This is a genomic window from Streptomyces sp. NRRL S-455 (assembly GCF_000717875.1).
Classification (GTDB): Bacteria; Actinomycetota; Actinomycetes; order Streptomycetales; family Streptomycetaceae; genus Streptomyces.
The window spans coordinates 66,746-89,143 of sequence record NZ_JOCT01000008.1 but is presented as its reverse complement, the minus strand read 5'-3'; the positions used below and the strand labels follow the sequence as shown (position 1 = coordinate 89,143).

The 22,398-nt window shown below is 68.7% G+C and carries 17 protein-coding genes, 1 tRNA gene and 4 pseudogenes; 8 read left to right on the top strand and 14 right to left on the bottom strand.

Annotated features, from left to right (window positions below; translation table 11 throughout):
• The first annotated feature begins 106 nt into the window (after positions 1–106).
• Positions 107–182, top strand: a tRNA-Arg gene (locus IE97_RS0112750).
• An 87-nt stretch (positions 183–269) separates the two neighbouring features.
• Here the strand turns inward: IE97_RS0112750 and IE97_RS40175 are convergent.
• The 3 genes and pseudogenes from IE97_RS40175 to IE97_RS40170 all read right to left on the bottom strand — a co-directional run.
• Entirely contained in the window at positions 270–464 is a 195-nt protein-coding gene (locus tag IE97_RS40175; protein WP_420706080.1) for a tyrosine-type recombinase/integrase, read from the bottom strand.
• A gap of 36 nt (positions 465–500) precedes the next feature.
• Entirely contained in the window at positions 501–824 is a 324-nt protein-coding gene (locus IE97_RS43740; RefSeq protein WP_420706082.1) for a hypothetical protein, read from the bottom strand.
• Between the two features lie 32 nt (positions 825–856).
• A pseudogene (locus tag IE97_RS40170) lies at positions 857–1,636 on the bottom strand (IS701 family transposase); the annotation flags it as partial.
• Between the two features lie 501 nt (positions 1,637–2,137).
• On the opposite strand from IE97_RS40170, the gene IE97_RS0112735 reads away from it, so the two are divergent.
• Complete coding sequence (locus IE97_RS0112735; protein WP_030237020.1) at positions 2,138–3,013, top strand: hypothetical protein; 876 nt, start codon at positions 2,138–2,140, stop codon at positions 3,011–3,013.
• A gap of 312 nt (positions 3,014–3,325) precedes the next feature.
• On the opposite strand, the gene IE97_RS0112725 is transcribed toward IE97_RS0112735, so the two are convergent.
• From IE97_RS0112725 to IE97_RS0112700, 6 genes and pseudogenes are all read right to left on the bottom strand, one after another.
• Positions 3,326–5,806: a SpoIIE family protein phosphatase gene (locus IE97_RS0112725; RefSeq protein WP_234331805.1), complete on the bottom strand. Its 2,481-nt coding sequence runs from the start codon at positions 5,804–5,806 to the stop codon at positions 3,326–3,328.
• Between the two features lie 54 nt (positions 5,807–5,860).
• Positions 5,861–6,460, bottom strand: a complete 600-nt coding sequence (locus IE97_RS0112720) for an HD domain-containing protein (protein ID WP_051704936.1) — start codon at positions 6,458–6,460, stop codon at positions 5,861–5,863.
• A 114-nt stretch (positions 6,461–6,574) separates the two neighbouring features.
• Positions 6,575–8,389 (bottom strand): PEP-utilizing enzyme, encoded by a 1,815-nt coding sequence (locus IE97_RS0112715; protein WP_030237007.1) that lies wholly within the window; start codon positions 8,387–8,389, stop codon positions 6,575–6,577.
• A 93-nt stretch (positions 8,390–8,482) separates the two neighbouring features.
• A complete protein-coding gene (locus IE97_RS0112710) occupies positions 8,483–9,556 on the bottom strand; it encodes a PEP/pyruvate-binding domain-containing protein (protein WP_030237003.1) in 1,074 nt (357 codons plus the stop codon).
• Positions 9,557–9,699: 143 nt separating this feature from the next.
• Positions 9,700–10,282: pseudogene (locus IE97_RS38420) on the bottom strand (cation:proton antiporter); the annotation flags it as partial.
• Between the two features lie 73 nt (positions 10,283–10,355).
• Positions 10,356–11,774, bottom strand: coding sequence for an ATP-binding protein (locus IE97_RS0112700; RefSeq protein WP_030236995.1), 1,419 nt, complete (start codon positions 11,772–11,774; stop codon positions 10,356–10,358).
• Between the two features lie 551 nt (positions 11,775–12,325).
• Here IE97_RS0112700 and IE97_RS43735 point away from each other — a divergent pair.
• Positions 12,326–12,454: pseudogene (locus IE97_RS43735) on the top strand (IS701 family transposase); the annotation flags it as partial.
• 78 nt (positions 12,455–12,532) lie between these two features.
• Here IE97_RS43735 and IE97_RS0112695 read toward each other — a convergent pair.
• Entirely contained in the window at positions 12,533–13,261 is a 729-nt protein-coding gene (locus IE97_RS0112695; RefSeq protein WP_030236990.1) for an SDR family oxidoreductase, read from the bottom strand.
• A gap of 75 nt (positions 13,262–13,336) precedes the next feature.
• On the opposite strand from IE97_RS0112695, the gene IE97_RS0112690 reads away from it, so the two are divergent.
• Both IE97_RS0112690 and IE97_RS42055 read left to right on the top strand, forming a co-directional pair.
• Complete coding sequence (locus IE97_RS0112690; RefSeq protein WP_030236987.1) at positions 13,337–13,714, top strand: MerR family transcriptional regulator; 378 nt, start codon at positions 13,337–13,339, stop codon at positions 13,712–13,714.
• A gap of 397 nt (positions 13,715–14,111) precedes the next feature.
• Positions 14,112–14,588 carry a hypothetical protein gene (locus IE97_RS42055; RefSeq protein WP_158708277.1) on the top strand — a complete coding sequence of 159 codons (477 nt, stop codon included), beginning with the start codon at positions 14,112–14,114 and terminating at the stop codon, positions 14,586–14,588.
• 3 nt (positions 14,589–14,591) lie between these two features.
• Here the strand turns inward: IE97_RS42055 and IE97_RS40165 are convergent, their stop codons facing one another.
• Both IE97_RS40165 and IE97_RS43730 read right to left on the bottom strand, forming a co-directional pair.
• Positions 14,592–16,274 (bottom strand): amidohydrolase, encoded by a 1,683-nt coding sequence (locus IE97_RS40165; RefSeq protein WP_078603200.1) that lies wholly within the window; start codon positions 16,272–16,274, stop codon positions 14,592–14,594.
• Between the two features lie 663 nt (positions 16,275–16,937).
• Positions 16,938–17,074: pseudogene (locus IE97_RS43730) on the bottom strand (IS5/IS1182 family transposase); the annotation flags it as partial.
• A gap of 233 nt (positions 17,075–17,307) precedes the next feature.
• On the opposite strand from IE97_RS43730, the gene IE97_RS0112675 reads away from it, so the two are divergent.
• Both IE97_RS0112675 and IE97_RS0112670 read left to right on the top strand, forming a co-directional pair.
• Positions 17,308–18,744, top strand: a complete 1,437-nt coding sequence (locus IE97_RS0112675) for an FG-GAP and VCBS repeat-containing protein (RefSeq protein ID WP_030236979.1) — start codon at positions 17,308–17,310, stop codon at positions 18,742–18,744.
• 107 nt (positions 18,745–18,851) lie between these two features.
• The gene (locus tag IE97_RS0112670) at positions 18,852–19,406 is read left to right on the top strand and encodes a TetR/AcrR family transcriptional regulator (RefSeq protein WP_030236975.1); all 555 of its coding nucleotides are present in this window, start codon (positions 18,852–18,854) and stop codon (positions 19,404–19,406) included.
• 16 nt (positions 19,407–19,422) lie between these two features.
• Here the strand turns inward: IE97_RS0112670 and IE97_RS40160 are convergent, their stop codons facing one another.
• Positions 19,423–19,929 (bottom strand): cupin-like domain-containing protein, encoded by a 507-nt coding sequence (locus IE97_RS40160; RefSeq protein ID WP_158708276.1) that lies wholly within the window; start codon positions 19,927–19,929, stop codon positions 19,423–19,425.
• A gap of 189 nt (positions 19,930–20,118) precedes the next feature.
• Here IE97_RS40160 and IE97_RS0112660 point away from each other — a divergent pair, with 189 nt between their 5' ends.
• The gene (locus tag IE97_RS0112660; RefSeq protein ID WP_030236969.1) at positions 20,119–21,078 is read left to right on the top strand and encodes a D-2-hydroxyacid dehydrogenase family protein; all 960 of its coding nucleotides are present in this window, start codon (positions 20,119–20,121) and stop codon (positions 21,076–21,078) included.
• 28 nt (positions 21,079–21,106) lie between these two features.
• Here the strand turns inward: IE97_RS0112660 and IE97_RS0112655 are convergent, their stop codons facing one another.
• Positions 21,107–22,357 carry a glycosyltransferase gene (locus tag IE97_RS0112655; RefSeq protein ID WP_030236966.1) on the bottom strand — a complete coding sequence of 417 codons (1,251 nt, stop codon included), beginning with the start codon at positions 22,355–22,357 and terminating at the stop codon, positions 21,107–21,109.
• Positions 22,358–22,398 lie beyond the last annotated feature (41 nt).

Here is a 22,398-nt window from a genome sequence, read left to right as displayed (position 1 = left end):
CCCGGAGGCGAAGCAACAGGGACAAGGACGCGGGAGCCCTATCCTTGTCCCCGGCACGTCACGGATCGGCCCACACCAGGGCACCACGACAGAGGCCACCACACCGGCCCCCGTAGCTCAGTGGATAGAGCAGGCGCCTTCTAAGCGCTTGGCCGCAGGTTCGAGTCCTGCCGGGGGCGCCACCTCCTACCAGCCAAAACGCCCCAGAGGGGATCTCCCCTCCAGGGCGTTTCATGTCTCTGACCGCAACGCTGACGGCAACAACCCCGTCACTCGTCGGACAGCAGGTCTCCCAGCTTGTCCAGAGCGGCCCGCTTCTCCGTCATGTCGGCGTGCGCGTAGATGTTCATCGTAACGTCCAGGGCGCTGTGCCCGACGATGTCGCGGACGATGTGCGGCGGGATCCCAAGACCCAGCAGCAGGGTCACGCAGGTGTGGCGGAGGTCATGGAAGCGGACGTCCAGGCCAAGCCGCTCACGGATCGGGTACGGTCAGTCGGATCAGGTCGCCTCGGTGTCCCCCTTTTCCCCGGTGGCAGCCCGGAGGGCGGTCAGATGGGCGGCGGCCGCCATGGCCAGGGTGATGTGCCGGTACCAGGCCGGATAGTGACGGACCTGGTAGTGGTCCAGGCCGGCCTCGTTCTTCGCCGCCTGAAAGGCTTCCTCGATCGCCCAGCGGGCCCCGGCGGCGCGGACGAGCTCCGCGAGCGGGGTGTCGGCGGGGGCGTGGGTGAGGTAGTAGGCGCGTTCGCCGTCGGCCAGGGACCGGCGGATGAGCAGACCGTCTTCGAAGCCATCTGTGCCCTGACCAGGCAACGAAACCATCGCCCAGGCGTATTCGCGCGGGCCGTGGGCGCCGTCGCCGGCGGAGCGGATCTCCCAGGCGTCCTCGGGCAGGATGGCCGAGACGGTGCGGGCGTTCTGCCCCCGGGGCCCGCACGGTGCTTGCAGCCGATCGCCAGCACGTAGCCGAGCCGCTGCTGGGCGAGCCAACTGCGCAGCACAGGGTCCTGGCCGTAGACCTCGTCCCCGGTCACCCACCGAAACGGCACACCGGCGTCCACCGCCCTCGCCAGCATCGCCCGGGCCAGGGCCGGCTTGGTGGCAAAGCCGACCTCGTCGCCGATCCGCGCGTCCACCCGGCGGACCGGATCCTCAATCCAGCAGGTCGGCAGGTACAGCTCCCGGTCGATCAGCGCCCGCCCCCGGTCGGAAGCGTAGGCGAGGAACACCCCCAGCTGACAGTTGTCGATCTTTCCGGAGGTTCCGGTGTACTGCCGCTGCACCCCGGCCGAGCGGACCCCTTTCTTGATGAACCCGGTCTCATCCACGATCAACACGCCGTCCTCGGCGCCGAGATGCTCCAGCACAAAGCCACGGACCTCGTCCCGCACCGCGTCGGCGTCCCAGTCAGCCTGGTTCAGCAGGCGCTGCATCCCGTCCGGGCACACCTCGCCAGCCTGCTCGGCCAGCGTCCAGCCGTTCTTCCGCTCCAACGGAGCGAGCAACCCGCGCAGATACTGCCTTGCCCGCTCGCGCGGCTCCGACCTGCGAAAATACCGGCCGATCCGGCCATGCAGCACATCCAGCCCAGCCGCCCAGCTATGCACCTCATCAACCGTGACACCCCCACCCATGACCAAGCACAACGAGCAACCGGATCACCGGTCACAACAACTGCGGCTGCAGTACTGAGCTGAGAGCCGGTCCCGCGCACCGGGTGAGTCAAACTGCGTGACAACGCCAGCGAACAACAGGGGACGCCCGCGAACGCCGGCGGACCGCCGCCGCAGGTGAGAGGCGCCGCGTCCAAAGGTCGAGTGCCCAGCCAAGTTGCTTCGGGACGAAGCGGTCTCGTCGCCAAGGTGGTGGGAGGGGACGGTGCGCCGACACGACTCGAATCCCGAGGCGAACCCGGGGGCCCCTCAATTCCCGCTGCCCTTGGCCGCCGTGCCCGTCAGTTGAGCAGTGTGCGGGCCTTCCGTAGGGGCGGCAGCTCCCGCAAAGAAGCCTGGGTCTCGGCGAGGCAGACGGCGTCCGCCGGCCGGTTCACGGTGACGGCCGCTTCCTGGGGGCGGATGCGTGGAATGCTTTGAGTGTTCGTGCCACCCCCTCCGGATTCAACGAGAGAGGTCCTGATGTCCCGTCGGTCCGAGCCGTCACCGCCTTTGTCGCCGCTGCCGTCGGTCACGCTGCGTGGGTATGGCGACGCCATGTGGCTGGAGGGCCAGGCCGTCGTGCTGGAGCAGAAGGGGCTGCGGCGGCGGATACCTATCGAGGCCGTGGAGGAGGCGCGGGTCGTGGGCCGGGGGCGGCGCTCGGTCGAGATCGCGCTGTGGGGTGTGGACGGCGCTCCGGGGCCTGTGTTCACCCTGGACGGCCGCGACGCCGCCCAAGCAGGCCGGCTCGTCGAGGTGGCCCACGGGGCACGGTCCAGGAGCGGTCCGCCGCAGGGCGGGGCGGCCCTGGTCGAGGAGCGGCCGGCGAGCGCCTCCGGCCGGAAGAAAGGGCTGGGGCTGACACGCCGTGAACGCGCCGTGGGGATCGTTCTCCTTCTCGTATACGTCGGCGGGTTCGCCCTGCTGGCGTGGGCCGGCGAAACGCAGCAGGCGGCGTTGTGGCTGCTCGGGGTGGCGCCCGCCCTCTTCGGTCTGTTGATCGTGGTGCCCTCGCTCCGGTGGGCGTGGAAGCTGTGGACCGTGCGCAGGCGGGGTGTCACGGTCGTCGCGGTGTTCGCCCGGCGAGAGCGTAAGCGGACGTTCTTCCGGTACACCGACCTGGAGGGCGGGACGCACGAGATCGAGTCCGACTACGCGGCCAGGGGCATCGGCGGCGACCCGACACGCATCGAAGTCGTCTACGACCGTCAGCAGCCCGGCAAGGCCGTCTGCTCACTGGCGGCCTCGACCCTGCTGTGGCGCACAGCGGGCGTGACGCTGGCCGGCGGACTGCTGCTGTCACTCGCGTTCCTCATGATGCCCCTGCAACTGATCCTCCTGGTGCTCTCCGGATGATCTGAATGACATCCAACGCTGACATCAACTGCTACGAACCGCCGCGGATGTCGGTGGTTGTTCGTGGCCCCAGTGCACGCAGGAAGGTCCCACCGTGCCGGGGATGGATCGAACTCCTAAAGCGGGTGTCGCAGGTTCGAATCCTGCCGGGGGCACAACGCGTCAAGCCGCCGGCCTGGGGCTTCTCCCCCAGGGAGGTGTTTTAGTCGGCCTCGGACTCCTCGTCCGGGGCCGTCTGCGTGAGCGGTGCGTCAGCGGATGGGGTGCCATGCCCCGACATCTACGTGTCGTCGCGCGCCGCGTACGGCGCGGTCATATGGCGGCAGTTCCCTCCAGGGAGAGGAGCGGGCCGCCGGCCGCGGCCAGGGTTTGCTCACACCAGATCGTCTTGCCGGCCGCCGTCTGCCGGGTGCCCCAGCGCTCCGTGAGCTGCGCGACCAGCAACAGCCCCCGACCGCCCTCGTCGAACACCCGGGCCCGCCGCAGATGCGGTGCGGTGCTGCTGGAGTCGGAGACCTCGCAGATCAGCCCGCGGTCGTGGATGAGCCGCAACTGGATCGGCGTGTCGCCGTACCTGATGGCGTTGGTGACCAGTTCACTGACCACCAGTTCGGTGACGAACGCGGCATCTTCCAGCCCCCACTCGGCCAGGGCACGGCCTGCGTTCGACCGTATCCGCGCCACCTCGGCGGGGTCGGCCTCCACGTCCCACACGGCGACCCTGCGCGCGTCCAGGGCCCGGGGCCGCACCAGGAGCAGGGCCGCATCGTCGGCGGGGCCCTCGGGCAGCAGCTTGTGTACGACGTGGTCGCACAGGGAGTCCAGCGTGCCCGTCGGCACGGCCAGCGCCTCCCGCAGGGCCTCAAGCCCGTCCCCGAGGTCGCGGTGGCCGGAATGGATCAAGCCGTCGGTGTAAAGGGCGAGCAGGCTGCCTTCCTGGAGGGTGACGTCCATCGATTCGAACGGCAGCCCGCCCAGTCCGAGTGGCGGTCCCACGGGGACGTCCAGGAACTCAGCGGTGCCGTCCGGACCGACGACGGCGGGCGGCGGGTGGCCGGCCAGCGCCATGGAGCAGCGCCTGGAGACCGGGTCGTACACCGCGTACAGGCAGGTGGCCCCGATGTCCCCGGCGGCCTCCGCCCCCGACGGCTCCGTGTCCGCCCCGGACTCCGCCGACAGCCGGAGAACCAGGTCGTCGAGGCGAGTGAGCAGTTCGTCGGGAGCGAGGTCGACATCGGCGAGGGTTTGCACGGCGGCGCGCAGCCGGCCCATCGTGGCGGCCGCGTGGATGCCGTGCCCGACCACGTCGCCGACCACCAGCGCGACCCTGGCTCCGGAGAGCGGGATCACGTCGAACCAGTCGCCGCCCACCCCGGAACGCTGTTCGGCGGGGAGGTAGCGGAAGGCGGCTTCCACCGCCGACTGCTCCGGCATCCGCTGCGGCAGCAAGCTCCGCTGCAGAGTGAGAGCCGCAGCGCGTTCGCGGGTGAAGCGCCGGGCGTTGTCCAGGCAGACCGCCGCCCTTGCCACCAGGTCCTCGGCGAGGGGAAGGTCGTCCTCGTCGAAGCTCTCCGGAGTCTCCCGCATGCGGGTGAACCACACCACGCCGAGGGTCGTGCCCCTGGCCTTCACCGGCACGATGATCCATGAGTGCGGGCCCATCCGCCGGACCCTCGCCCGCCGCTCGGGGGTCGCGTCGATCGCGTAGTAGGAGCGGATCGGCGGGGCGGTGTTGTCCCGGTACAGCGTCGGCCGGCCGCTGGCCAGGCACAGGGCGGCCGGCGAGTTCGCGAGGTAGACGTCCGCCTCGCCGACGGTGCGCTGTTCCGTGGTGACCCCCTCGCACAGGAACAGTTCCGCGATGCGCCGCAGCCGCACGGGGCCGGCCAGCGGCCCAGGAGCGGGTTCGTCGCCCTGGAGGATGACGTCCAGCAGGTCCACGCGGGCGAAGTCGGTGAACCTGGGTACGGCCACCTCGGTGAGCTCCCGTGCGGTCTGCACCATGTCGAGGGTGCTGCCGATGTGCAGGCTCGCGTCGTTCAGCAGAGAGAGCCGCTCGCGGGCACGGCGCCTCTCGGTCACATCACTCACGAGAGCGCAGACTCCGAGCGTACGGGCCTCCGCGTCCCGCAGCGGCGTCGCCGTGACACTGAAGACACGGGATCCGAGGCCGGTCAGGCCGGTGCCCTTGAGCTCGCTGACCTGCTCTTCGCCCGTGGCCATGGCCAGCCGCATCCGCTCCTCCCACTCCACCGCGTCGGGGCCGGCGAAGACCTCCGTCAGCCGGCGTTCGCATCGCTCCTCGTCCGGCAGGCCGCTGAGGCGGTGCATCGCGGCGCTCTGCCACACGCTGCGCAGCTCGGTGTCGTACACCGTCAGGGCCAGGGGCGAGTCCTGCAGAACCCAGCCGGACAGCGACTGCCGCAGGCGCTCCGCCGCCGACCCGGACTGCGGGGCGACAAGCAGGACGGTGCCGGGTCCTCCTCCGGTGCTGTCCACCCCCGGGGCGAAGCGGTAGCGGGAGACGGCCACGGCCAGCCGGCGCCCGTCCTTGTGGCGTACGCTCACGTCCGGATGCCGCTCACCGAGCCCGGCAGCCCCTTCACCTCGAGCAGGTTCCCCGCCCGCCAGCACGGGGGCGTCCAGCAGCTCCGCCACGGACCGGCCGCGGGCCTCGGCGCTCGTGTGACCGAGCAGGCGTTCCGCTCCGGGCGTCCACCCGACTACGAGGCCCTGCCGGTCGATCACGACCACTCCGAGTGGCGGATAGGCGTCCATGCAGTCAAGACTCACGCCGGAAATATCCATAAGCAACCGAAATAGGCCATTCATCGAGTGATGGCGGTTTCAGGCCGCTTCGCTGCACGCTGACATCGGTACGGGCCAGCACGCTGAGTGCGGCCGCGACGGCGCGGGCGGGGTCGGTAAGCAGCCGGTCGTAGGTACGTGCCGCCACGAACCGCAGTATCCGGTCGGATCGAGGGCGGAACACGCACCGACGGTGCGCAGGCCGTGCGGGGTCAACCGCCACAGCTTGTCGGCGCCCTTCACCACGGCGTCGTCCAGGTCGAGGGCATCCCTGCGGGTGTCGTGCCCGTCGATAATGGTGACGATCCGCTCGGTGTCCCGCGCCGGGTAGCCGACGTCGGCGAGGATGCGGGCGGCGCTGGCGGCGCCCTCGGACTCGTGCCTGCGTATCGTCTCCTGCCCGGCAGGTCCGGCCCGCCCGGCGATGGCGGGCAGGATGTCCGCAGGGTCGACCGGCTTCCAGCCGGTGTCGTGCAGGAGGACGGCGGGCAGCACGACGTCCGCCCGTGCCCCTGGCAGGACGTGCAGCAGCGCGGCCGCCAGCGCGAAGGCGTACAGCGAATGGGCGTCGTTGTCGCGCACGTCGAGGCAGGGAAGGGCGCGGTCCCATATCTCCCGCCGGACGCCGGTCAACGGCACGGGCGGAAGGGGGTCGCTCAGGGGAATCTCCGAGGCTGCCAGGGGGGGAGGGTCGACAGCGGCTCGCGGGCCGCCCGGTCGGACGTCATGACGTCTCCTGTCGTACGGGGCCGGTCAGTCGAGAAGGGTGACCGTGCCGGCCGTGCCGTCCACACGGATCCGACGGCCGGACTTGATGCGGGTGGACGCCGAGCCCGTCCCGGTGACGGCAGGCAGGGAATACTCACGGCAGACGATGGCGGCGTGGGACATGACTCCCCCGATGTCGGTGACGGTCGCGCGGACCTTCCCGAAGGCCGGCGTCCAGCTGGGCGCGGTGACCGGGGCGACCAGGATGTCGCCCTCCTGGAGGAGGTCCAGCTCGTCGGGGCTGCGGATCACCCGGGCCGTGCCTTCGGCGACGCCCGGCGAGGCGGCCATGCCGGTCAGGTCGCCCAGGTCGCCGGGGGCTGCCAGCCACGACCGGATCCGCTCGCCGGTGATGCCCCACAGCATGACGCTGAACGGCTCGGTGATGGCCCGCGGCGGCTCGTTCAGCGCCGGTTCCGGGTGCTGCCGTTCGAGCGCGGCCACGATCCGGCGCCGCCGTTCCACCTCCGCCGGCCAGTGACCGGGGCCGACCGGCTCGACGCCGATCGCCCAGCTGGACGCGTGGTCGAACAGCGCTGCGCGGACTTCGTCACGCGTGAGGTAGAACATGTCGTTCGCGCCGGGCCAGAACCCGGCCCGGTGCAGCAGGGCGGACAGCTCCCTGGCCTTGCGCCAGAAGACGCCCATCGTCCAGTGCTCGATGTAGAAGTTGTGGTTCTCCACATACGGGTAGACCTGGCGGGCGAGGCCCAGTTTCACCTCGAGGTCGGCCCGTGCCGGGGAGTCGAGCAGTGCGGCGTACTCGCCGGTGATCCGCTCGCGCTCGGCGGCGAGTTCGGCGAGGCGCCGGTCGATGGCCTCGCCCCGCCGCAGGCGCAGGATGTAGTCGCGGATGTACCCCAGGGGAAGCGAGGGGGTGTCCCTCCAGTACCGGTCGCTGCTGTAGAGGCCGTTGCCCGACGTGAAGTTGAACCAGGGATCACGGGCGGCGTTCCAGGCGTCGAGCCAGTCGCGGCCGCCCGGCTCGCGGCTGAGGGCAGTCAGAGTGTGCTCCCCGGGGTCGGGCACGGTCAGTGCCCTGTCGACGCCCAGTTCGACAGCGAGCCTTGCCAGTTTCCTGAGCTCGTCGTCCGGACGGAACAGCTCCATCTCCACTCCCGTGACCATCGCCGCGATGCCCTGGTCCGGGATGCCCGGGAACCGTTGCTTGCAGAACTGGAAGAAGTCCAGGTAGGCCGCGTAGCCGAGGTTCAGGAACTCGAAGTGGTACTGCAAGGCGCGCTGGCACAGGGCGAGGAGCCGGTCGTACCCGCCGATCAGGGCATCGGCGGCGCCCAGGCCGACCCCCGCTTCGATGTCCTCGTACGGCTGGACCTCCGGTAGCTCGCCGAAGCTGATGGACTCCAGTTCACGGATGATGCCGAGGACCTTGCCCTTCCAGTTCTCCAGCAGCCTGTCCCAGTTCGCGTAGTAGTACCCGGCGCGTTCCAGGAACTGCTGTGCTCGGGCAGGGATCCGGCTCTCCGGCGCGGCCACCGGACTCAGGTAGACGTAGCCCTGGTGGATGCGGAACGTGACGCCGTACGCGGGCGGTACGACGAAGTGCCGGGTGTTGAACTGGCCCTGGCCCTTGAACGCGAGCTCGGTGACGACCGTCTCGAACGGCTTCACCACAGTGGGCCAGTGCTGGCTGTCGCGGAACCAGAAGCGTTCCTCCTCGACCGAGCGCCGCCAGGGCTGGAAGAGCATGTAGTACGGGTACAACCCTTCCCACCCCTCCGCGGCCGCGGGGGAGGCCATCTCGTAGGGGCTCGGGAAGGCTGTGCGCGAGACTGTCATCTTGACGTGCTCCTTACAAGGCTCGCAGGCGGGCGATGCCGACTCGGCGTGGACGAGTCTTTCGACGGCGGCCGAGCCGAAGGGGCATATCGGCTACCTTCCAGGGCGAAGGAGGGTGTCGAGGATGCTGGAGACGCCCGCGCCGCGGCCGACCCGGGCAGGTGTCCTCGGCCGACGGCTCCAGACCGCCTCGGGCCGCGTCTGGAGCAGCATCGCGGTGGCGCCCGCGGAGGCGTGCCGCCGGCGGTCGATGGCCCACTCGATGTTCTGAGGGACGCCGTAGTACCGCTCGGCGGTCTTGGCCAGGCGGGCGATCTCGACGACCTCCGGCGGAGCCAGGCAGGGGACCCGCCGACGGCGCTCCTCGACCTCTCGCCGTATGAGCCCGTGCCCGTCGGGGGCGGGGACCAGTTCCTGGTGCTTCGGCGACACGGTCGTCCGTACCGTCGTGAGCAGTACCTTGTCCACCAGGTGGGCGTCCGGGGTCACCTCGCCGGACACCATGAGTTGCCCCATTCCCCAGATCGCCTCCACCACGATCTTCGAAGGGTCACCGTCGGCGGGGTTGACGGTCACGGCGGCGCCGGACGTACGGGCATCGACCATCTGCTGCACCCCGACCGCCATGCGCAGCCCTCTCTGCCGCAGCCCATGGGTCGCGCGGTAGATGATCGCGCGGTCGGTCCACAGGCTCGCCCAGCAGCGCCGAACGGCGTCGAGGACCGCATCCGCGCCCCGGATCCACAAGAACGTGTCGTGCTGCCCGGCGTAACTCGCGTCGGGCGAGTCCTCCCCCTCGGCGCTCGACCGGACGGCCACCGCGACATCCGGACAGCCGATGGCCCGGCAGAATTCCTTGTACGCCGCCGTCACCGCCGACGCGACCGGTGAGGGCATGAGCTGGTCAATCACCATGCAGCGGATCTCGGCGCCGCGCGCCGCCACAGCACCCGGATCGGCGACGAGCCCGGCAAGGGCGGCGTCGACGGCCCGGCACAACCCGCCGCGGTCGAGCAGCGCCTCGAAGGCATCCATGGTCACCACGAACCCGGGCGGCACCGGAGCACCGGCCCGGGTCATCGCGATGAGCGCGGCGCACTTGCCGCCGAGCCTGCTCGTCCCGGCCTCGGCGGAGCTGTCGAACGCGAGAGTGTACGGAGAGTGCACGGGCCCCTCACTCCACTGCCACGGACTTCACCGCATGGCCGCCAGGCCATTCCGGCCGTGCCTCGTTCCATGAAGGCACAAACAGCCCCCTGAGGGTCAGCGTATGACGCCCAGTGCCCTTCCGCACCTGGCGACCGCGCGGGTCATGGCGCCCGACGTATGCGGCGGGTGCTGCCGGTCCCGGGGAAGTCCCGACGACTGGTCCTGTGCTCTCCCGAACGGTGTCCTGCATCGCGGTGCGCCGTCCACGACGCGGTCTCGGAAGGCGCCTTCTCCGCACCACCGCTGTGTGCCACGGCCGGAGACACGGCGGTGGAGTTGTGACGCCGGCCGGTCAACCAGGTGGCGACCGGCTCGGTGTACCGGGCGGTGAGCGGACCCAGCACAACCAGGATCAGGACGTAAGCGGTGGCCAGGGGACCGAGGGAGTACTCGATGCCGACGGAGACGGCCAGACCGGCGATCACGATGGAGAACTCCCCGCGGGCGACCAGCGTGCCGCCGACCCGCCAGCGGCCTTTGCTGGAGATCCTGGCGCGCCGGGCGGCCCAGAGCCGGTGGCGATCTTCGTGGTGGTGACGGCGGCGAGGGCGAGCGCCGGGAGCAGGACCGGGGGATGCTGGCGGGGTCGGTGTTCAGGCCGAAGAAGATGAAGACGATCGCGGCGAACAGGTCCCTCAGTGGAGAGAACAGGGTGTGGGCGCCCTCCGCGACCTTACCCGCAGCGCCGCCCGCAGTTCCGACGCCGGCCGCCGCAGCAGGCCATGGACACCTGGCGCCCACACGGATTCCAGCATGCTCAGGAGGACCACGCCGCGAGGAGTTCCGCCGGGCCGTACGCAGCGTCGAGCCCCGCGCAGTCGGTCCCGCTGCGCGAGATGGCGATCACAGGCACGGGAGCAGGTGTGAGCGCGGCGCGGTGCCGGTGCAGCGCCGCCAGATCGTGCCGGTCGAAGGGGGAGTTCTCCAGCCACTTCACCGAGCCGACGAACAACAGCTCCTTGGCGATCGGCGCGCGATCCGCTCCCACGACGTCGATCTCCACATCGTTGGTACGGGTCCAGTAACCGCCGATGGCGGGGGCAGCCGGGAGGCTCGCATCGGGAAGCAGCCGTGCCAGAGCCTCGCGCACCAGAGGCTCAATGGCCCTGCCACGCCAGCTGGTCCAGTTTTCACGGATGCGCTGCAGTGTCAGGTCACCCCGGCCCCGCTCGATCTCCTCCATCGCCGGGCCCAGGAGCTTCAGCCAGAAGCGGAGGTAGGGATCCGCGACCCGGTAGCGACGATCCTTCGAAGGCCGCGTGGACACGGGAAGCTCCGCCGCGATCACCCGCTTGTCCGCGAGGATCCCCAGTGACCGCTGTAGCGGGGTCGCCCCGATGCCGCCGGCGGCGCGGGCGATATTGGAGAAAGTCCGCTCACCGCTGCCGATCGCCGAGAGGACGGTGCGGGCCTGGACCTGCTGAGGGAACTCCGCAGCAAGCGAGCGCTCCGCCGACACCAGCAAGGCCGAGACCGGATCGCTGAGCGCCACCTGCAGGAAATCCCACATCCCGGCGCCGTGCGTCCACTCCGCACAGATCAGAGGCAGTCCACCGGTGATCAAGGCCGCATCGAAGGCCGAGGCAGGATCGAGGCCGAGCATCTCGCCCACCTCCGCCGGGTTGAGCGGACCCAGCACCATCTCCCGTCCGCGCTGATGGAACGGGCGTCCATAGCTGTTCAGCGCCTCCATCATCGACAGGTCGGAACCGATGAGAACCAGCAGAACCGGCTTCTTCTCCAGCACTCGGTCCCAGGCCCGCTGGAGCATGCCCTCGAAGGCGCCCTCCGCATCCATCAAGTAGGGCACCTCGTCCATGACCACCACGCTCGCCCGGTCGTGCGGCAGTGCCGCCGCCAGTACGTCGAAGGCCGCGTCCCAACTCGCCGGGCGGGCCGCGGACAGCAGATTCGCCAGCGGAAGGCTGGACGACTGCGCATCCTGGCTGAGCCGCTCCAGGTCCGCCCCCGGCGACGCCCCTGTGGCGGCATAGAAGAGGAACGGCACACCGGACCTCTCGGCGAACCGCTCCACCAACCGCGACTTACCCACCCGGCGGCGCCCTCGAAGCATCACGCACCGCCCGGGCCGCTCCCCACCGGCCCCGGCCGTCACCTTGCCCAGCTCGCGATCCAGCGTCTCGAGCTCGTGCCGCCTGCCCACGAAATCTGCCATGCCGCCGCCTCCCCAGTGCCACGTACCCCGCAGATACTAACATCACAGTTAGCAACATTGGAGTTAGTTAAAGGCTTGGGGAGGTGCTTCCCCCAGTGCACCCACGGGAGACGATCAGCCTTCCGCGCCCCAGCATGGTTCGCCATTGGACACCCCCACGGTTGCCGTATGCGTGAGCGGCGCGTGAGCGGACTGCGCAACAGGAGCCGTCCTGACCTGGATGGGCCGGCCGTACCACGCGGCGCTGATCAGGCCGAATGGCACCACGCGGCACAACCGAGCACCACCCATCAGAGATTCGACCCCACTCCTAATGCGGTGGTCACAGGGCAGTGCCGCTGACGGCAGTGACGGCAGCGCTGACGGCAACGACGGCGGACGACAGCGACACTCAGCAGCTCCGCATGGTGCCGACATAGGCCGATCGGGTTGACCCACCAAGCCTTGCCCGCATCTTCTAAGCGCTTGGCCGCAGGTTCGAGTCCTGCCGGGGGCGCCACCTCCTACCAGCCAAAACGCCCCAGAGGGGATCTCCCCTCCAGGGCGTTTTGTTATTCGCTCCGCCCGCCGCATCCCCGAACGACCAACGCGACCATCGCCTGCACTGGTCCCTATGGCGTCGTCGACACCAGGCCCGCGTCCGCGACTGCCACTACCGCCGACGCGAGGCCACAGCATGAAGATCCACAACTGCGGATGGAGTATTAACTGACTGAGCTCGGAAGCAACCGACCGAAGTCAGTGCGTCCCGAGGGGCCTCATGCCGCCGTTAGCGCCGCCAGGGCGCGGTCCATCGCGGCGTTGAATTCTTCCGGCCTCAGCGGCAGCCGGGACTTGACGTCCCGACTCCACTGGTCGGCGAGGACCTCGGCGGAGCCCGCCTCGACACCGTCGAGCGCCGCGTCGGCCAGGTCCGACGGCGCGATCTTGGCCACGGGCCAGCCCGCGGCCATGTCGGTGTCGGCCAGGCCGAGGTGCACCGCTGTCACGAGTGTGCCCTGCTCGGCGAGTTCCAGGCGGACGCCGTTGGTCATGGCCCAGGCGGCTGCCTTGGTCAGGTGGTAGGCATTGGCGCCCTTGCCCCCGAACCACGACATGGCGGAGAGGACGTCGACGATCGCGCCCCCGCCGTTCCTGGCGAGCGCCGGCGCGAACTCCCTGATCATTCCCAAGTGGCCGAACATGTTGGTCTCCAGCTCGTGCCGTACCGCGTCCAGTGAACCGGTCACCAGGTCGGTCCCCGTCTGGATCCCCGCGTTGTTGATGAGCAGCGAGACATCCGGGGCGGCCTCGGCTGCGGCCCTCACGGATGCGGGATCGGCGATGTCGAGGGGCAGCACGTCGACCCCGGGCAGGTCCACGGTCTCGGGCCGGCGAGCCGTCGCGTAGACCTTGCGGGCGCCCCTTTCGAGCAGGCGCTGGGCGAAAGCGCGGCCCAGGCCGCGGTTGGCTCCGGTGACAAGGGCAACTGAGTTGGTGATGTCCATGCCCGGTACGCTAAAACCTGACGCTGACGTCAGAGGCAAGCGCTGGTCACCAAGGCCGGGGTGAGAGGAATCACCATGACCGTCACAGAGGCCGCGGGCGAGCGGCTGATCCGCATCGGCGAGGTGGCGCGGGGTGCCGGCGTCTCGGTACGCGCCGTGCGCTACTACGAGCAGCAGGGGCTGCTTATCGCGGAGCGCAGCCCATCCGGCCAGCGCCTCTACCGGCAGGACGCCGTAGCCCTGGTCCGTTTCTTCCAGCAGATGTTCGCCGCTGGCCTGACCAGCCGAAGGATCACGGAACTCCTTCCGTGCTGGGACTCCGGGCACACCGACGCCGAGCAACGAGCCATGCTGCGCGCCGAGCGGGACCGCATCCAGGCCAAGGTCGACGACTTGCAGGCTGCCCTGGACCGCCTCGACGAGGTCATCGCGATCACGGACACGCACCCGTAGGCGCGGTCGGTCGGAATCTTGACGACCCAGATCCAGCGGGGAACAACGGGGAGTCACGGTGAAAACTGGCGCGTTCAGCTCTGCGGTTAGCACCTCTTGCAGCCACCGACAGATGCCTGCCCGTGTCAGCGCCGCAGTCAGAGTTCCGGCGTGCGGGGCACCAGTGTGCAATACGTATACGACTGCGGACTCGGGTACCGAAACCTGTGTTCACGCTTGCGGCAGGAAGAGATTCAGGCAGCGTCACATCCAACGAGATGACTCAGTGGCCTCCGATTCTTCTGCATCGTTTGATGTAGCTGTGCATTCACCAACCCACGTCGATGGCCCAGGCGGGATTTGAAGTCAGCCGATCAGGGAAGGCTCATACGTGCATTTCGCGTCATGAGGGGGGATCTTGAGCACTCTGATCTTCGGCATTATAGCTTCCGCAGCCGCAGTGTTCTCGATTTTGTTTTCTGCCTGGCAAATTCGCCAACTAACGCAGCAAACAGCCATAACCAACGGAATCGCAGCCGCATCAGCCATCAACAATAGCGTTGAAAGACTCCACAACATCGGTACGCTCATCTTCCAGCATCCACAGCTCAATCAGTACTTCTTTCACGGTGCTGCCATGCCGGGCCCTGGGGAGGAGAGGGAACAGGTTTTGACTTTGGCACACATGTTTGCCGATGCTCTCGACTATGGCCTCATGATAAAATCACTGGCTCCGGGAACGAGTGAGTACGACTGCTGGGATCATTACGTAGCCGGAATGATCGCAACGTCTCCCGCTATTCGACAGGTTGTGCTCGATCACCCATCCTGGTGGCCAACACTGACACCGCATCTTCCGGAACCGTCGCCGCCAGCGACTGTGCCGCAGCGTTGATTATTAGCAGCTTTCGGCGTCGTAGACGACTGACCCGCCGGCCACTGTGAGTCGCACACGAGCATCTGCAATGGGTGCCGCATGGTCCGTGACGAACCCTGGGGCGAAAATGTCGGTGTCCAGCAGAACAAGATCGGCACGGCTCCCCACCGCAATACGGCCACCCTGATCGTCGTGGTTAACATACGCAGAACCAGCGGTGAATGCGTCCAGGGCATCATCCAGGCTAATGCGTTGTTCGGGGAGAAATGGGGGGTGGTCCCGGTCCTGGGGCGATGTTCTCGTGACAGCAACCTCAAGTTGCTCCAAGGGGTCCGCTGTGGTCACTGCCCAGTCGCTCCCCATGGCGAGGCGAGTTCCTGAGGCGAGCAACGCCGCGAACGGAAACTGCAGCCTAGCCCGATCCGCCCCAAGGAAGGGGATTGTTAGATCGTCTCTTTCGCTTGCACTCTGCGCCCAAAACGCCTGACAATTGGCGACAACACTCAATTCGCCGAATCGAACGACGTCGTCTGGCTGAACGACCTGCACGTGGGCTATATGGTGGCGTCGATCACTATCGCCGTTCAAGGAGCGGGCGCGGGAAACGGCATCGAGACTTTCTCGTACTGCCCGATCCCCAATCGCATGAAAGTGCACCTGGAATCCTTGAGCATCGAGTTCCGTGACGGCGGCAGCCAATAGATCTCGATCTAGATAAGTGACGCCGCGCTGGTCACTATGGCCACCACACCCGTCACAGTACGGCTCCAGCAGAGCTCCAGTAAAGTTCTCCAGCACACCGTCCGTCATGATTTTTACTGAGGTGGGCAGAAATCCCGAGCCCAAGTGTGCCGTGGGTGAGACAACAGCGAGCCCACGTTCCCTGCGCTCCAGTAATTCAGGGAGCTGTTCCATTCCCCGGTTCCTGTCCCACCAGAGTGCGCCAACAACTCGGGCTGTCAATCGACCTTGACGGGCGAGTGACTCATAGGCGGTTTGGGTGGCGGAGGTTACCCAGGCGTCCTGCCAGCCAGTAACACCAAGAGAATGCAGGTAATGCTGAGCCTCAAGAATTGCTGCTTCCCACTCCTCTTGCGCTGGCTGCGGAACAAAGTGGTCGTTGACCCAGTATGCCGCTCCTTCCTGCAAAGTCCCCGATGGGTCTCCGGTAATCGGATCACGTTCGATACGGCCGTCGACAGGGTCCGGGGTGTGCTTCGTGATACCAACTATCTCTAGTGCCCGGGAGTTGAGCCATGCTCCGTGCAGATCACCATTGAACAGGAACACCGGCCGGTCCGGTACGACACTGTCCAAGTCCTCCTTCCGTGGACAGCCATTGGTAAAGTACTCTGCCGCCCAACCACCACCAACAATCCACGCATTGGAACTATGTTGATGGGCGTAGGTGGCGATCGCCTCAAGGTAGGCTGATCGCCCCTTCACGTCATGAAGAGACAGGCGTCGTCTATCAAGGCCCGCGAAGGGCGCGTGTACGTGACTGTCTTGAAATCCTGGGACAACCAACGCTCCGGGTGACTCGATTACCCGTGTATGAGGTCCGATCAGATCGCGAACGCTGTAAAGGTCGTTCCCGACTGCGGAAATTCTTCCTCCGCTGACAGCTACAGTCCTGGCCCAGTGATCCCGACCGAGGCGGACCCGAGCTCCAGTCAGAACAAGATCTGCAGCCGACCTGCGCATGCATCCTCCAAGAGCGGCGGGTCTCATATCGTGGCGTGCACGAGACCAATCGGCACGCACGGCGAAGGCATGGCTCTCAACTTTGGTCGCAAGAAGCCTCTCACTCGCAGCAGATGTACGTCGATCGGCTGGCAACGTCAAATCAATTAACGAGATGGAGGGGCCGAAGGTACCAGTCGACTACGCCGGCCAGCAGGTACGGCTGCAGTTCAGAAGTCCAGCGGCAGCAGCTACACCACTGTCAAAACGCGGCTGGCAATCCGGACTGACCGCGGGGTGCGGCGCGTGCCCTGGAGCCGCTTCACACGCCACCTGCTAACCCGGCTCCCAGCGAAGCCCGGAGCTACGGACTCACATGCGCCCTCGCGGAGCGGACACATCCCCGGCGTGACTGACTGTCGCCGACTGAGTGCGTGCCACAGTCGTGCCGAACGCAGGAGCCAGCGACGGTCACTGGGGTGTCCCGCGGCGAGCTTCCAGCGGCCGTACCGGGTATCGAAGCCGCAGGTCGACGCGCAGCACGTCCCGCAATGCGCTCGTCAACTGGGCGGCGAGAAGGTTCAGCTCCTCCAGGTCTTCGGTGTCACCGCGTAAGCCGTGCCCACCGGCAGGCCCTTCATCGCCAGCGACAGCAGGTAGACGGCGGCGGCGAGGAGGAAGCAGGTCAGGAACTCCGCGTGAACCCAGCTCGCCGAGGATGAGGCGGTGCAGCTTCGCCCAGAGCCGGGCGGCGGTCCACTCGGTGAAGCGTCGGTGCGCGGGGAAGACCGGCGGCAACTCCGCCAGGTGCAGCCCGCCGAGCAGGTCAGAGGCGTGGTGGGTGCTCATGTAGTCACTCGGCTTTGGCGGCACGGACGAAGAGTGCTTCTGCCGCACCGCATCGGTGAACGGCATCGCGCGAGGGTCTGCGGCGACGGGGTGGCGAGGGCAAGGGTGCCGGGCGCGAAGCGGCGCGGAAATACGTACAACCGTTCCAGTACGGCAGGGGTCTCAGGGGCGTATTTCCGACCGAATTCCTAGGGGAAAAACGCACGTGCGACGCCACATCCGTCACGCCATCGCGATCGCCGCGGCCACTACGCTTGCCGGAGGCCTGCTGGCCTCCACCGGCACCCAGGCCGAGGCCGCCACCGCGGGTCCCGCGCCCAGCCGGTACTCCGACGACTTCAACGGCGACGGCTACCACGACCTGGCCATCGGCTCCCCGGACGCCAGCGTGATCGTCACCGGCACGGAGGGGGCCACCACGACGCTGGGGAGCGCGGGCTACGTCACCGTCTCGTACGGCGGCAAGTACGGCGCCCAGAAGAACGGCCTGAAGGCCGTCACCCAGAATCGCCCCGGAGTGCCGGGCGACCCGACACAGGGCGGGCGGTTCGGGCAGGTCCTCACCAGCGGCGACTTCAACGCCGACGGTTATGCGGACCTCGCCGTGGGCGCGCGGGGCGACCAGGTCAGTCTGCTCTGGGGGAGCCCCACCGGCCTCAAGGGCGGCACCCTGATGGCCGACCCCGCGAACAGGCCCGGCTTCGGTTCGGTCCTGAAGGCCGGTGACTTCACCGGCGACGGGAAGACCGACCTGGTCGTCGGCTACTCCACCTCGCTCCGCCTCTTCCGGGGCCCCTTCAAGGCGGACGGCTCGCCCTCCTCGACGCTGAAGGTGGACACCGGCCGCAACTACCCCGTCTACACGGGGGCGCAGGACCGGATCGCCGTGGGCCGCATCAACAAGGGGTCCGTCGACGACCTCGTCGTCCTCGGCGAGGACCGCATGCGGGGCCGGGTACTCCTCGGCGGGGCCTCCGGACTGCGCCTCACCCCGGTCACCGTTCGTGGCGGCAACAGCGTTGCCGTCGCGGACTTCGACAAGGACGGCTACGGCGACATAGCGGTCGGCGACGCGGAGTCCGTGCTCGACACCGAAGTCGCCGCGGGCGTGGTCCGGGTCAACTACGGCGCATCGGGCGGCGTGGACGAGAACCGCGCCATGCGGATGTTCACCGAGGACAGCGCCGGCGTCCCGGGCAGTGTGCAGCGGGGCGACCGCTTCGGCTCTTCCGTCGCCGCGGCCGACCTCAACCTGGACGGCTACGCCGAGCTGATCGCCGGCGCCCCCGGCGAGGGCAGGCCCTCCTGCGAGCACTGCTACACCAGTGGCGGCGGCTTCTACGTGCTGAAGGGCTCGTCCAGGGGTGTCACCGGCACCGGCTCCGCGTTCTACGCCTACAACGCGCCCGGCCTTCCCCGCCCCGCCGGCACGTACCGCATCCCCTCGCAGCTCAAGACCACAGACCTGAACGATGACAAGCAGCCCGAGATCACCATCCCGGTCCCGGCGACCACGCCGGAGGTCTGGTCGGTCGGCACGAAGGGCGGCAAGGTCGCCGGGGCCTCGCCCACCCACGTCGTGAAGCCCCCGGTCGACGCCCAGGTCGGCACCGGCAGCGAGTTCGGCGTGCTCGCCCGCTGACGGGTTCCCGACACTGAACGAACCCCCGGGGCCGCGCGCCGCCGCGGTGGGCCGCGGGCCCCGAGGGGCACCCCTTCTGCATGAGATGACCTCTTAGGCTGACCCCCGTGACCAAGGAACGCGCCGATGCCGCCCGCAACCGGGAAAAAGTGCTCTCAGCCGCGTCCGAGTTGTTCGCTGCGAAGGACCCGCGCACCGTCACGATGGAGGACATCGCCCGGGCCGCCGGCGTGGGCCGGGGGACGCTGTACCGTCGGTACCCGGACGTCGCCTCCATCGCCACCGCGTTGCTGGATGAACACGAGAAGGCCCTGCAACACGAGTTGCTCCAGGGGCCGCCGCCGCTGGGCCCGGGAGCGCCGCCGCACGAACGACTGGCCGCCTTCTACACGGCGATGGCCGAGCTGCTCGACCAGCATGTCCACCTGGCACTCGGCGCCGAGACCGGTGCCAGGCGGTATGCCATCGGCGCGTACGGCTTCCGGCGCGCCCACGTCCTGGCTCTCCTTCGCGAGGCCGACGTGAGCGACCCTGACGCACTGGCCGACACCCTGCTGGCCCCGCTGGCGCCCGACGTCTTCGCGTACCAACGCGAGCGCGGAGTCTCGACGGCCCGCCTGACGAGTGCGCTCACCGAACTCGCCCGCGTCCTCGACCGCTAGTTCGGCGGTCGTGACGTCAGCTCATCTCGGCGCGTCCGGCATGGCAGGTGCAGTGGCCGCGGCCAAGAAGCCCTGCCCGGTGGAGGCCTTCCCGCGCCTGGACCCACGCCCAGCGTGACAGGACGCGGGTTCGGGGGCCGAAGAAGCCGCTGAGAAGCACGCCCGGGGTCAGGTTGACGACTTCGTGCCACCCGTCCCCCGGTACGTAGAGGACATCGCCCGGTGCGAGATCGGCCACGACGAAGGCGCCGTCTTCCTGACCGGCCGCCAGCTTCTCGGCGCTGGTCAGGGACAAGCGGGCCCAGGCATCGTATTTCCGGGATTCCATTCCAGCTTGTTTCACCGCCCCGGGGTGTGCGAGGTAGAAGCGCTTTGTCCCCATGATCTGAACGGCCAGATTGTCCAGGAGATCGCAGTGCTGAAAATTCCCTTGGCTGCGGGTGGATTGGATCTGGGAACGTGCGGAATGGTGGCACGCCGAGTGGACGCCGACGGGGACATCTCCTCTTTGTTGCGGTTGCATCACTCGGAGTTGGAGTGTCGGGATGTTGTTTCGAGTCGTGAGATTCTTGCAGGTGAGCGGTCAGAGGTCGTGAAGAATCGAGGGGGAGCTGACCGGCCGTACGAGAGGGAGGACGGGAGGGTTCCCCCTGCCGGGCTCAGGCCCGATCATGGTCCTGGAATTGATCGTGGGCCGTGGAAGGGGCGTGCCGTGCGGCTGCGCTGTGCTGTGCTGGACGACTTCCAGAAGGTGGCGACCGAGGTCGCCGACTGGTCGCCGCTCACGGACGACGTGGAGGTCGTCTCCTTCGGCACCCACCTGGACGGCGAGGACTCCCTGGCCGGGGCCCTGGCCGACTTCGACATCGTGGTGACCCTGCGCGAGCGGGTGCCCTTCCCCGGGTCGCTGATCGCCCGCCTGCCCCGGCTGAAACTGATCGTCGCCTCGGGCATGCGCAACTCGGTCATCGACTACGCGGCCGCCGAGGAGCACGGCGTCACCGTCTGCGGCACCGCCAGTTCCTCCACGCCGCCCGTGGAACTGACCTGGGCTCTGCTGCTCGGTCTCGCCCGCGGCCTCGTGGCGGAGAGCAACGCCCTGCGCTCCGGCGGCCCCTGGCAGTCCACCGTCGGCGCCGACCTGCACGGCCGCCGCCTCGGACTCCTGGGCCTCGGGAAGATCGGCAGCCGCGTGGCCCGGGTCGGCCTCGCCTTCGGCATGCACGTCAGCGCGTGGAGCCAGAACCTCACCGAGGAGCGTGCCGACGAGGTCGGCGTCGAACTGGCCCCCTCTCGTGAGGACCTCCTGGCGAGCAGCGACTTCGTCTCGGTCCACCTCGCGCTGAGCGACCGCACCCGCGGACTGCTCGGCCCCGCCGAGATCGCCCTCCTCAAGCCGACCGCGTATCTGGTCAACACCTCGCGCGCGGCCATCGTCGACCAGGCGGCGCTCCTCGCCGCCCTGCGCGAGGGCCGGATCGCCGGCGCCGGTGTCGACGTCTTCGACATCGAGCCCCTGCCCGCCGACCACCCGATGCGCACCGCCCCCCGCCTCCTCGCCACCCCGCACCTGGGCTATGTCTCCCGGGCCAACTACGCGACGTACTACGGCCAGGCGGTCGAGAACATCCGTGCCTTCCTCGCGGGCGCACCCGTACGGAAGCTGCCCTGAGGCCCCGGGACTGGAGACACCTCGGCCGTCACCGGGGAACGACCGGATGTTCGTCGAGGACCTGGCAGGCTCGGGCGGTGCCGTTCTCGGCTGCCAGAGCCCGGCCGAGCCGGCGCGCGGTCTCGGCGAAGGGAGGGTGCCGGGTGAGTTCGCGCAGGCGTCGGGTGAGGGCGGGAACGGTGAGATCACGGGCGAGCAGCGGTGCGGGTCCCGCGCCGAGTTCGCGCACGCGCGCGGCCCAGTAGGGCTGGTCGCCGAAGAACGGACAGACCAGTGAGGGTCTTCCGGCCCGCAGTGCCGAGGCGGTCGTGCCCGCTCCTCCGTGGTGGACGACGGCGGCCACCCTGGGGAACAGCCAGTCGTGGGGGGTGTCGCCCACCACGAGCATGTCGTCCTCGCTGGTGGCGGGATCGCCGGTCAGCACTCCGCGGAGTTCCGCGCGTCGCAGCGCCCTCCGCACGAGGGTGTCGGTCGCTTCCGGATCGCGGGTCCTCATGCTGCCGAATCCGACGTAGACGGGCGGCGGCCCGTCGGCCAGGAAGTCGAGCAGGCGCCGCGGGGGTTCCCACATCGGCCGGTCGTGGTGCCAGAAGCCGGTCACATGGACGTTCGGTCCCCAGTCGGACGGCCGCGGCACCACCGTGGGGCTGAACGCGCACAGCACGGGCGCGTGGCGGACGTGCCGGAAGGGAGCCGACAGCGACAGCTCCGGGAGGCCCAGGCTCCGCCGGCGCCAGGTGTTGACGAACCTCCGGCACAGCATCCAGGACCCGAGGTCGACCGCGCCGAAGCTGAACCGGTTTCCCAGGGGTCCCAGCCTCCCGGCGGCCGGCGCGAGGGGGTGCGGAAAGGCCTTGGTGGGCTGGCTCGGCTGGAAGTGGATGACGGCGTGCGGGACGCGGAGGTACTCGGCGAGATGGACGCCGAGAAACCCGAAGGTGGGCGCCAGGACCAGGTCGGCGCCCTCCGCTCCGGCCCGGGTCTCCTCCAGCATCGGCATGATGTGGGGGCGCAGGACTCGGTCCATCCGGCGGACGAACGCCACCGGGTTGCGTGGTCCGGCGAGGAGTTCCTGCCCCTCGACGGACTCGACGATCTCCACGGGGTCGGCCGGAAGGGGGTGGAAGTCCAGCCTCTCCTCGGCGATCAGATGCTCGTAACGCCGACTGGCCAGGACTCTCACCGTGTCGCCCCGCCGGGCCAGGGCCCGGCCCAGTGCCAGGCAGGGCTGGACGTCGCCCCGGGACCCCGCGGCGAAGATCACCACTGTTCGCCCCACGCCGTTCCTCTCTCCAGGTGTGCCGGTAATCCAGGTGTGCC

Excerpts from the sequence above, each read along its gene's own strand:
- IE97_RS0112735 (WP_030237020.1), top strand. The coding sequence starts at position 2,138 with ATGTCCCGTCGGTCCGAGCCGTCACCGCCTTTGTCGCCGCTGCCGTCG.
- IE97_RS40160 (WP_158708276.1), bottom strand. The coding sequence starts at position 19,929 with ATGCAACCGCAACAAAGAGGAGATGTCCCCGTCGGCGTCCACTCGGCG.
- IE97_RS0112695 (WP_030236990.1), bottom strand. The coding sequence starts at position 13,261 with ATGGACATCACCAACTCAGTTGCCCTTGTCACCGGAGCCAACCGCGGC.
- IE97_RS0112715 (WP_030237007.1), bottom strand. The coding sequence starts at position 8,389 with ATGACAGTCTCGCGCACAGCCTTCCCGAGCCCCTACGAGATGGCCTCC.
- IE97_RS40165 (WP_078603200.1), bottom strand. The coding sequence starts at position 16,274 with ATGCGCAGGTCGGCTGCAGATCTTGTTCTGACTGGAGCTCGGGTCCGC.
- IE97_RS0112690 (WP_030236987.1), top strand. The coding sequence starts at position 13,337 with ATGACCGTCACAGAGGCCGCGGGCGAGCGGCTGATCCGCATCGGCGAG.
- IE97_RS43740 (WP_420706082.1), bottom strand. The coding sequence starts at position 824 with ATGGTTTCGTTGCCTGGTCAGGGCACAGATGGCTTCGAAGACGGTCTG.
- IE97_RS0112700 (WP_030236995.1), bottom strand. The coding sequence starts at position 11,774 with ATGGCAGATTTCGTGGGCAGGCGGCACGAGCTCGAGACGCTGGATCGC.